Raw genomic sequence first — 10,036 nt, forward strand, 5'->3', positions numbered from 1 at the left:
TTTCGCCGGAAAACCCTTGGTTTTCCATGGCTTCACACGGGGGCGTCGGTCGACGAGCGTGCCGCTCGGAAGGAAAAAGCAAGCGATTTCAAGGTATATGATGGCACTATGCGCCTTTCCGGGCGGGAATCGGCAAGGCCATGAGCGAGGACAACACGTTCCGCGTCCGGCCAGGCAAGGCCAAGCGCAGCAAGGCGCAGGGCCGCAATGCACGCGGCCTGGTCGCCGAGGTTCTCCGTGTCGCCGCGCTCCATGGCGGGACGAAGCGCGCAGGCTGGGGTGGACCGCGCCGCCGTGGCCAGTCCAGCTTCGGGAAGGGCCGCACCGCGTTCGCGCGCAGCCGCCTGTTCAGCTCCAACCGACGCGTGTTGGTGAAGGCGCTGCCGGTACGTCATCGGATCGGCGGGCGGCGCGCTATGCCGCTATCCGCGCATGTCGCATATTTGAAACGCGAAGGGGTGACCCGCGACGGCGCGCCGACCCAGATGTTCGACGCCGAGTCCGACCGTGCTGACGAGCGCGTTTTCGTCGAGCGGTGCAAGGATGATCGGCACCATTTCCGCATCATCGTCTCGCCCGAGGATACGGCAGAGCTCACCGATCTTCGCGAATACACCCGCGATCTCGTCCGCCAGATGGAGGCCGACCTCGGCACACGGCTCGAATGGGTCGGGGTCGATCACTGGAACACTGACAATCCGCACGTCCATTTGCTGGTGCGCGGGGTCAACGACCAAGGCCAGGATCTCGTCATCGCACGCGATTATATCAGCCACGGCCTGCGCTCGCGAGCCGAGGAACTGGCGTTCGCCGAGTTGGGGCCAAAGCCCGAGCATGAAGTTCAGCGCGCGCTCGATCGCGACGTAACGGCGGAACGATGGACAAGGCTTGATACCGAGATCGGCCGCGCTGCGGACGAGTTGGGCGTCATCGACCTGCGACCCGAGCGGCCCGGTCCCGACGATCCACAGATCCGCCGGCTGATGGTTGGACGCCTGCAGCATCTGGAGAGGATGGGGCTTGCCGCCGAAGGCGAGCCTGGACAATGGGCGATAGCGGAAGGTGCGCAAAACAAGCTGCGTGAGCTCGGAGCCCGCAGTGACATCATCCGGACCATCGGCAACGCCCTCAAGGATCGTGGGCAGGAGCGCCCGCTCGACAGCTACGCCGTCGTGAGCGGCGCGCTGGAAAAGCCGATCGTCGGCCGGCTGATCGATAAGGGGTTGCATGACGAACTGACCGGCACGGCCTATGCCGTGATCGACGGAACAGACGGCCGCACCCATCATGTGCGGTTTCGCGGTATCGAGGCGCTGAACACCAGCCCGCCGCTTGGCGGCATCGTGGAGGTCCGCGCAATCGCCAAAGCGGGCGAGCCGAAGCCGACGCTGCTACTCGCCACGCGATCGGTTCTGGACTTGTCCGCCCAAGTGAGAGCGCGCGGCGCTACCTGGCTTGACCATCGGCTGATCGAGCGCGGTGCTGGCGTCGCCAATGGTGGGTTCGGCGCAGAAGTGCGCCGGGCGATGGACGCCCGCACCGATCACCTTGTCCGGGAAGGGCTGGCGCGGCGCTTCGGCGAGCGCACGGTCTTCGAGCGCGGGATGCTCGATACGTTGCGCAAGCGTGAGCTGGACTCTGTTGCGGCCAGGATCGCGGGCGAGACGGGGCTGACCTACCGACCAACCCAAGCCGGTGAGAAGGTGGCTGGCGTCGTCCGCCAGCGCCTCGCGCTCAGCTCTGGTCGCTTTGCCATGATCGATGACGGCTTGGGGTTCCGCCTCGTGCCCTGGGCCAGCACGCTCGAACAGCAGCTTGGTCGCCAGGTGTCGGGACTCATGCGCGCGGGCGGGGGCATCGACTGGGCATTGGGCCGCAAACGGGGCCTCAGCCTCTGACCGGAAGGAGACGTCAATGTCCGCAACCAAAATTCTTTGGGGTCAGGTCATCACCGTGTTTCTGATCGTGCTCGCTGCCATATGGGGCGCGACGCAGTGGACCGCAGCGGCGCTCGCCTATCAGCCGGAGCTTGGGCCGCCGTGGTTCATGGCTTTTGGATGGCCGATCTATCCGCCGCCCGCCTTCTTCTGGTGGTGGTTCAGCTTCGACGCATATGCGCCCCACATTTTCCAGACCGGTGCCTTCATCGCTGCATCGGGCGGGTTCGTGTCGATCGCTGTCGCCATCGGCATGTCGGTGTGGCGGGCGCGCGAGCTTATGAACGCGGAGACCTATGGCTCGGCGCGCTGGGCGACTGAGAAGGAGGTGCGTTCCGCTGGTCTCCTCGGTCCGAACGGCGTGGTGCTCGGCAAGCTCGCAGGCGACTATCTCCGCCACGATGGCCCGGAGCATGTGCTGTGCTTCGCGCCGACACGAAGCGGCAAGGGCGTGGGGCTAGTCATCCCGTCCCTGTTGACATGGCCGGGTTCGGCGATCGTCCACGACATCAAGGGTGAGAACTGGACGCTGACTGCTGGCTTCCGCTCTCAGCATGGCCGCGTGCTTTTGTTCGATCCGACCAACGCCGCATCCGCCGCCTACAATCCGCTGCTGGAGGTACGACGCGGTCAATGGGAAGTGCGCGACGTGCAGAATGTCGCCGACGTGCTGGTCGATCCCGAAGGTTCGCTGGAACGCCGCAATCATTGGGAAAAGACCTCTCACTCGCTGCTGGTCGGCGCGATCCTCCACGTCCTCTACGCCGAAGCCGACAAGACACTAGCGGGAGTGGCCGCATTCCTTTCCGACCCGAAGGACGAGGTGGTCGTGATCGCTCACGAGATCGGTCACTCGGAACTCCATCACGATCCGCGCAACGAGGTACGAAACGTCCAGGCGCAGCTTGGCGGGGACTCCATCGACAGCGGCGCGGGTGTGGTCGAGGGTTATTCGCCGCGCGAACGCAAGGAGTTGCAGGCAGATATCTTCGCCGGCGAATTCCTCTGCCCCGCCGACTGGTTGCGCACCGAAATTGTGGATAGGGCGCGTCGCCCTTCGGAAGTCGCCGAGGAGTTGGGCCTTCCCTACGGTCTCGTCCTCAACCAGGCCATTCGCGCCCTGTTGCTGCCGCCCCTTCGCGAACCGAACGAGCGCGGCCCGTCCGTTCTGATCGAGCTTGATGAAAGCCAGAAGCAGGCGGCGACCTGGGATGGTGGTCCTCTCCTCGTTGATGCGGGACCGGGGACGGGCAAAACCCGCACGCTCGTGCACCGGATCGGGCATGTGCTTGACCAGGGCGCCCTTTCAGGTTCGATCCTGGCACTTACCTTCTCGAAAAAGGCTGCTGAGGAGATGCGTGAGCGGCTTTCCGAGTCTCATCGGGACGCGGCGATCGAGATGTGGGTCGGGACATTCCACGGCTTCGGCCTGGAGATGGTCACCAAATGGCCTGGCCGTCTCGGACGCACGGCCGGCGTCAAAATTCTCGATCAGACTGCCCAGCTGGCGCTTCTTGAAGCCAACCTCTCGCGCCTTCCGCTGCGCTACTATCAGAACCTGTTCGAGCCAACTGCCAGAGTATATGGCGTCCAAGGACGATGCACTTGTGGTCATTCGCTGGTCTCAGGACCAAGGCCACACCGTATATGAAGCCCTTGCTCGACTGGACGAGATTGAGGGCCTGAGCGAGACCGGTCGTATGGGTCTGCGCAAGCTGGCGGAGCATCTTGCCGGCTTGGGTCCGACCACCTCGCCATGGGCGCTGCTCACGACGTGGCTGTTCGAACGCAGTAACTATCTTCGGCCCTTGCTGGAGGCTCCGGACGCTCAGGCGCAGCAGAAGCTGATCGCGATTTATCAACTCCTCAAGGTGTGCAGCGAGCAACATGATGTCGAAGGACACGCCAATCTGCGCGACCCGGGCCGCAAGGCCTTGCTCGAACGCATCCGCCGCATTGAAGCGCTAAGCCAAGACAGCCGGTATCGGGCTGTTGTCTCGGAAGCTGCGGATTTCGACGCGGTGCGGGTGATGACGATCCATGGGAGCAAGGGGTTGGAGTTCCGTGGGGTGCATCTGCCGGCGCTTGCGACCCGTTACATGCCGACCAATCGTCAATGGGTGCGCTGTCCCCCGCCGGCGACACTCGGCAAGCTCACTATGCAGAAAGAGGACCACGACGCAGAAGAGGAATGCCTGTTCTTCGTAGGCCTCTCGCGTGCGCGAGATAATCTTTGCCTGACCCGGGCCGAGCGCTACACCCAAGTCAATGCCAGCGCGTCGAAGTTTCTGGACACCGTCTCTCGTCATCTTCAGGTGAGGCGTTTCAGTGGTCCGGTGCCTGCGCTCAAAGCGACGCGGGTCTGGTCGCCTCTTGCCCAGCGCGAGGGGTATGACGAGCGGGAACTAGATGTCTATCTGAGGTGCCCGGCGCGCTATCGCTACGAAGTACTGGATGGTTTGCGCGGGGGACGGGATTCGTCCGCCTATCTGCGATTCCATCGCTGCGTCCACCGCACGATGGGCTGGCTTGAACAGCAAGGCGAAAAAGGCCAGCCGACGAGCCCCGACCAGGCATTACAGGAACTCGCTCGCCAATGGGCGGAGCACGGCCCTGGTGGTCATGGATTCGAGAGTTACTACCGCGCCGCGGCAGAGACGATGGTGGTGTCCATCGCTCGCCTGATCGCCTCCGAAACAGGGACCTATGACCGGGAGCCGTGGTCGGTGCAGGTCGACGGCAGGACGATCAACTACACGCCGGACCGGGTCGTCATCGCGCCGGATGGTCGGGTGCGCGTTCTGCGAATCCGCACGGGCCGCAAGACGAAGTCCGAGCCGGACAACCGCGTCTATGCGCTGATTCGAAAGGGCGCCGCCCAGCGTTACCCAGGTCGCTCCATTTCGATAGGAGCCTATTATCCAGCAACGGACGAATACGTTCCAATGGCCGCCAAGAACGACGATAAACTGCTGCGGGAATATACCGCGGCGATCACCGCAATCGAGCGCGGTGAGTTCCCGGCGATCCCCGAAGCGCGGCAATGCCCGAACTGCCAGTGCTATTTCATCTGCGGCGTGTGAGCCCGCCAGCACTGCTTCCGGTTTTTCCTCACTGACTTCGCTCCTTTCATAGGACGCCATCGAGGCGCCGGAAAGGATCGACCATGACCACCATTGTTTTCATCCAGGTTCATGAGCGGGAAGGCCTCATCGAGGCCGAGCTGCCGCAGGACCCGACGCACGAGCATCTGCACGGCGCCATCGCCACGCTCGGGGTCGAACTCGACGACGACACCTTCATCTTCATTGATGAGGAGGAAGAGCCGCTGGTGCACAAGCACCATAAGCCCCTGCCGCCGATCAAGCGCGGCTGCCGCATCCACGTCAGCAAGTGCCGCAAGATCAATGTGACGGTGCACTACCTCGAGAAGACCGAGGAGCGCACCTTCGCCCCGGGCGCGCGGGTCAAGAAGGTCAAGGCCTGGGCGGTGGAGAAGTTCAAGCTCAACCACCACGACGCCGCCGAGCACGTGCTCCAGCTTTGCAATTCGACGGACCGCCCGGCGACCGATACGCCGCTGCACGAGCTGACAAATGCGCCGGCCTGCTCGGTGTGCTTCGACCTCGTCCCCGAAAAGCGCGTCGAGGGCTAGATGAACGTCGCGGTCTCACCAGACCGGCTGCTTCTCGAACAAGATCTCGCCGCACCGGAATTCCGGTGCGGCGAGATCGAGGGCCGCTGGAGACATGTGTCCACCACCTGGCCGCATGTGATCATCGCCGTAAGTGCGGATGCGCGGCCTGGCGCGCCCGGCGAGTACGGCTTCCGCTTCGAGTGTTCCGGCTATCGCCAGAGCCCGGCAACGGCTCAGCCCTGGGACCTCCTGGCCAACCGGCCGCTGCCATTCAGCCAGTGGCCGACGGGCAGAGCGATCCTTCCGTCCATCTTTCGGCCCGATTGGAAGGGCGGCCAGTGCCTTTACCTGCCCTGCGACCGCTTCTCCATCGAAGGCCATGACAACTGGCACAACGAACATCCCAGCCGGCTCTGGCAGCCGCGCCGCGGGATCATCTGTTACCTGGAGCAACTGTATGACCTTTTCCATCAAGGCGACTATTCGGGCGTTCGTAGCGCCTAATCACCGCGTGAGCTGCCCGCGGCGGCTGTGGGACGCGGTAACGCGCGAACTCGACCGCCGGGGAAAGCGGGTCCATGAAGCAGGAGCCTTCCTTCTGGGTCACGCCAACGGTGAGCGTCGGGAGGTGACCGATGTCGTCTTCTACGATGACCTCGACCCGCAGGCGTATTCGACCGGCGTCTGTGTCCTACACGCCCCCGCTTTCGCGAAGCTCTGGTCGCTCTGCCGGGAGCGCAAGCTCACCGTGGTGGCTGACGTCCACACCCATGGTGGGCGCGCGATCCAGAGCGAAGCGGACCGAACCAACCCCATGGTGGCCCGTGCCGGCCATGTCGGCCTGATCCTGCCCGATTTCGCGGTCGCACCGATCCGCTGGGATCGGGTGGGTATCTACGAATACCGGGGCGACCACCAATGGCACGACCGCTCGCCCCGGGTGCGCCGTGGCTTCTTCTACACCGGCCTATGGAGCTGACATGACCGAGCCGCTTTACATCTCCCTTCACCGCACCGCCAAGTATTTCATGGACAGTGGGCGCGTGCAGACGACCGAGGAGGCCATGGATCTCCTGAAGTCCTTCGGTCTCACCATCGCTGTCGGCCCCGAAATCCACACGAGCCAGGCCGCGCAGGTCGCCCTTCTTACCTTGGTGAACCTGGCGCGCCGTACCTTCCTGGCGGGCGTCGAGATCGTCGGGCTGACCGATGCGCCGGTGCTTACCGGGCTCGCGCTGGAGACTAGCCTCACCGATGCGGTGTCGAATCTTGGCGGGCGTATTGCGTCGCGTGCCCGATCCGATTGGCCGGTGGCGGTCATTGGTGCAGTCCAGATGCAGACGCCTGAGGCCCGCGCGTGGCGCGTGACCTGGCAGGGTTGGCGCGGAGGTGTGGTCCCGGTTCGCGATGGTTGGGCGATGAATGATGACGCGGTCATGCCGCTGGCGCCGGCCTTGGCGGCGGCCGTCTGCGCGGCTGAGGTGTTCGCATTGCATGCCGGTGATCACCCGCTGGCTGGGAAACGCGCTTCAGGTCTCTCGCTCTGGCGTCCGGAATCCGATTGGACCGAGGCCGACGAAACGGAGCCAGTTCTGGCGTTCCTGCCCTCGCGATTGTGGCTCATTGGTCTGGGCAATCTCGGTCAGGCTTATTCCTGGCTCCTGGCTTGCCTGCCTTATCCGCCCAGCGGGCTGGAATTGGTGTTGCAGGATTTCGACCGCCTAGCCTTTTCCAATGACAGTACCTCCATTCTCACCAACCTTGATGTTTTGGGCCGCATGAAGACGCGACGCGCGGCGGAGTGGTTGGAGGCGCGGGGTTTCACGACGTATCTCGAAGAGCGCCGGTTCGGTGCTTGGACGCAGCGTCAGGTCGATGAACCCGCTGTGGCGCTGTGCGGGGTAGACAACGCAACCGCCCGTGCCGCTCTGGAAGATGCCGGGTTCGAACTAGTTGTCGAGTCTGGGTTGGGTGCCGGCCCGCAGAGCTTCCGGAATTTCTCCATGCACACCTTTCCCGGGCCTGGCCGAGCAAGCGAACTTTGGCCCACGACGCTGTCCGTGGAAACGTCGGACGTATCGCACATGCCGGCCTACTCGAACCTCAAGGACAAGGGCGTTGATGCATGCGGCCTCGCGCAGCTCGCGTCACGAACCGTCGGAGTTCCGTTCGTCGGCCTAGTGGCCGCGGCGCTAGTGATCTCAGAACTTTTGCGCCGCCTGAATGGGGGGGCGTCCTACGAGGTGATCGCAGGTTCAGTCACATGTTTTGGGGACGTAGAGGCATGCGCCGGAGAATCGGGAATATACGAATTTGGCTTCTGTACCGTTGAGATCAAAACCGGCGATTCCGCCGGTGAAGGGCCTAGTGCCAACGCCGTTGAGGCCTGACAAGCGGAGCGCAGGCTTCGCCATCCGCTGCTGGCAATTCAGGCGGTCGACCTTTACTCGCGCTATCGAAGCTTTTGGACAAGCGGCAGTATGTCGCCCTAACTTTCCACGACCTGCCGTTCCGGTCTGTCCGCAAAAGGAGAACGCTCGAGTGTAGGCATTCGCTGCCCGACCAATGGCCGGTTTTGGCGTAGCCGGTCGTTCTCAATCGCGGTGTCGTCCGGCAGGAATGTCCCATAATACGACATTACGTGTCCGGCTCCTCCCGACCTAGTTTCGGTCGTTCAAATAAGTCACTGCGAAAACCTGCTTCAGACAAAAGCGGCCGATGGGACGACACGGCGTTTGTCGTCAGAACCCCATGTTTAACCTTATGCCCATACGTGTATCGGGTGCATCTTTGGACAGACCGGCCTTTGCATCAACACCGAACTGCAGCCGGTTCGTGAGACTGGTGGCAAAACCCAAACCGACGGATTGATTGTCCTCGATCTGGTTGGTGGCAGCTTGGTCGTAATTATAGGACAGCCTAACGGAACTCAAATTGCTGACGACAAACTGGCTGCCGACGGCGCCGGACAAGGTGTTGCGAACATCAAAACCTTCGGGCTTGCCGATGACATTGTAGCCAGCGGTAACGAAGGGGATTACGTTGCCGAAACGCTGCGAGATTTGGCCATTGATACCGAAATCTACCTCGCCTGTACCTAGAGCAGATTCCGATCACTCTGGCTCATACCCTGCGGCGATATGCGGCACGACGGCCTCGATACCGTGCCGCTCTTGCAGCCTCTCCCGGAAGAATGGCTGCTCCATAGTGAACCGGGTCGCGAGCAGGAGGGGACTGTGGCTCTCCGCCCGCTTGACCGCGGCGGCTGTCGAGTCCGCGATGTGCAGCACGGGCAAGCCGGATGCCCGTTCTACGGCGTCGGCCATAAGGTGCATGGTGTTCGTGCAGATCACCAGCACGTCCGCACCACCGGCCGGCAAGCGTTGGGCCGCCTCCGTCATCAGCGCCCTCGCGCCGTCCCAGTCACCTCGGTATTGGTGCTCGGCGACCTCCGCGAAGTCGAACGACGACAGGAGCAGCTTGGCTGAGTGCAGTCCGCCCATATGCTGGCGGGCAAGTTCGTTCAGGTGGCGGTAGTAGAGGGCGGTGCTCTCCCAACTCATGCCGCCGATAAGGCCAAGCGTTCGCATCTCTTCTTCCGTCGTGTCCTAGATGCCGCGCGGTGCCTTAAGGCAAAGCAACCTACATCCGCGCGGAAGGCGGGGCAGTCTGCGCCAGATAGGCGTGGATCTGTGCGATAACCGATGCCCCTTCGCGGAGCGCCGCCTCCGCCACGAGCAGCGCGCGCGCCTGGTCGGTTGACAGGATCGAGACCTCGCCCGCCTCGAGCATGTCGGCACCGACCAGCGCGAGGCGGCTCGATAGGCCGTTGATTTCGCCCCACAGCGAGCCGGGCCTATCCTCCGCGACCAGTGAAGAGCGGCCGGCGCCGTCGTGCTGCCGCACCGCCACCCGACCGGAGAGAACCGCGATCAGCCCGATCTCGCGATCGCCGGTGGTGAAGAGGGTCTCTCCTCCTTCCAAGATCCGGCTACCGCTGAAGGCCGCGATCCGAGCCATCGTTCCTGCGTCGAACACCAGGAACATCTCGTCGTGGCGTGGTCCGGGATCGCTCTTGTCGGTCACCTTGGAGGTCCTCTGCGCGGCTTAGTCCGGCCTTACCACGACCTCCGCCGTTGAGCGATCGGGGCTGCCCTGCGCGAGCGCGACGAAGGCGTCCGCGACGCGCTCGGCCGGCAGGCCGGGCGAGCCGACCTGGCCGGCGATGGTGACGGTTCCGACGCGGATGCCGAGGGGAGCGAGTTCGTCCGCCAGCATGAGCGCGAGCGCGCGGATGGCTCCCTTACCGATGGACAGCGAGGGTGCTTCGGCCGACGGATGCATCGAGAGGCCGCCGCCGGTGAACAGGATCGCCGCCCGCTGGCCCATGCGCTGCGCCGCCCAGCGCGCGGCCACGAAGGCACCGACGACATCCGTGCGGTAGTCGGCGATCAGTTCCTCA

At 63.7% G+C, this 10,036-nt stretch carries 10 protein-coding genes and 1 pseudogene; 7 read left to right on the top strand and 4 right to left on the bottom strand.

The genetic code is table 11. The annotated features are described in order from the left end of the window. The first annotated feature begins 140 nt into the window (after positions 1-140). The 7 genes and pseudogenes from DM995_RS07035 to DM995_RS07060 all read left to right on the top strand — a co-directional run bounded on the left by DM995_RS07035 (position 141) and on the right by DM995_RS07060 (position 7,964). On the top strand, positions 141-1,898 hold the full coding sequence (locus tag DM995_RS07035; RefSeq protein ID WP_116968951.1) for a relaxase/mobilization nuclease domain-containing protein: 1,758 nt from the start codon (positions 141-143) through the stop codon (positions 1,896-1,898). Between the two features lie 16 nt (positions 1,899-1,914). Beyond that, a pseudogene (locus tag DM995_RS21170) lies at positions 1,915-3,471 on the top strand (type IV secretory system conjugative DNA transfer family protein); the annotation flags it as partial. 49 nt (positions 3,472-3,520) lie between these two features. Continuing rightward, a complete protein-coding gene (locus tag DM995_RS07045) occupies positions 3,521-5,020 on the top strand; it encodes a PD-(D/E)XK nuclease family protein (RefSeq protein WP_116968952.1) in 1,500 nt (499 codons plus the stop codon). Positions 5,021-5,103: 83 nt separating this feature from the next. Further along, complete coding sequence (locus tag DM995_RS07050; RefSeq protein ID WP_116968953.1) at positions 5,104-5,592, top strand: hypothetical protein; 489 nt, start codon at positions 5,104-5,106, stop codon at positions 5,590-5,592. Next, positions 5,593-6,078: a DUF7665 family protein gene (locus DM995_RS21175; RefSeq protein ID WP_157973109.1), complete on the top strand. Its 486-nt coding sequence runs from the start codon at positions 5,593-5,595 to the stop codon at positions 6,076-6,078. It begins immediately after the preceding gene. Continuing rightward, positions 6,032-6,553: a Mov34/MPN/PAD-1 family protein gene (locus DM995_RS21180; RefSeq protein WP_157973110.1), complete on the top strand. Its 522-nt coding sequence runs from the start codon at positions 6,032-6,034 to the stop codon at positions 6,551-6,553. Before DM995_RS21175 ends, DM995_RS21180 begins: the two co-directional genes overlap by 47 nt. Position 6,554: 1 nt before the next feature. Then, positions 6,555-7,964, top strand: a complete 1,410-nt coding sequence (locus tag DM995_RS07060; protein ID WP_116968955.1) for a BilD N-terminal domain-containing protein — start codon at positions 6,555-6,557, stop codon at positions 7,962-7,964. Between the two features lie 351 nt (positions 7,965-8,315). Here DM995_RS07060 and DM995_RS22195 read toward each other — a convergent pair whose 3' ends face one another. The 4 genes from DM995_RS22195 to DM995_RS07080 form a co-directional block, all read right to left on the bottom strand. Next, complete coding sequence (locus tag DM995_RS22195) at positions 8,316-8,546, bottom strand: hypothetical protein (RefSeq protein WP_116968956.1); 231 nt, start codon at positions 8,544-8,546, stop codon at positions 8,316-8,318. Positions 8,547-8,687: 141 nt separating this feature from the next. Beyond that, positions 8,688-9,164 (bottom strand): aspartate/glutamate racemase family protein, encoded by a 477-nt coding sequence (locus tag DM995_RS07070; RefSeq protein ID WP_116968957.1) that lies wholly within the window; start codon positions 9,162-9,164, stop codon positions 8,688-8,690. Between the two features lie 52 nt (positions 9,165-9,216). Beyond that, positions 9,217-9,660, bottom strand: a complete 444-nt coding sequence (locus DM995_RS07075; protein WP_116968958.1) for a cyclic nucleotide-binding domain-containing protein — start codon at positions 9,658-9,660, stop codon at positions 9,217-9,219. A 21-nt stretch (positions 9,661-9,681) separates the two neighbouring features. After that, a partial coding sequence (locus tag DM995_RS07080; RefSeq protein WP_502696583.1) for a Rossmann-fold NAD(P)-binding domain-containing protein occupies positions 9,682-10,036 on the bottom strand: 355 nt, incomplete at its 5' end.

Source organism: Blastomonas sp. UPD001, assembly GCF_003426715.1.
Taxonomy (GTDB): domain Bacteria; phylum Pseudomonadota; class Alphaproteobacteria; order Sphingomonadales; family Sphingomonadaceae; genus Blastomonas.

Coding starts and splice junctions, on each gene's coding strand:
- DM995_RS07035 (WP_116968951.1), top strand. CDS start 141: ATGAGCGAGGACAACACGTTCCGCGTCCGGCCAGGCAAGGCCAAGCGC.
- DM995_RS07045 (WP_116968952.1), top strand. CDS start 3,521: ATGGCGTCCAAGGACGATGCACTTGTGGTCATTCGCTGGTCTCAGGAC.
- DM995_RS07050 (WP_116968953.1), top strand. CDS start 5,104: ATGACCACCATTGTTTTCATCCAGGTTCATGAGCGGGAAGGCCTCATC.
- DM995_RS21175 (WP_157973109.1), top strand. CDS start 5,593: ATGAACGTCGCGGTCTCACCAGACCGGCTGCTTCTCGAACAAGATCTC.
- DM995_RS21180 (WP_157973110.1), top strand. CDS start 6,032: ATGACCTTTTCCATCAAGGCGACTATTCGGGCGTTCGTAGCGCCTAAT.
- DM995_RS07060 (WP_116968955.1), top strand. CDS start 6,555: ATGACCGAGCCGCTTTACATCTCCCTTCACCGCACCGCCAAGTATTTC.
- DM995_RS07070 (WP_116968957.1), bottom strand. CDS start 9,164: ATGCGAACGCTTGGCCTTATCGGCGGCATGAGTTGGGAGAGCACCGCC.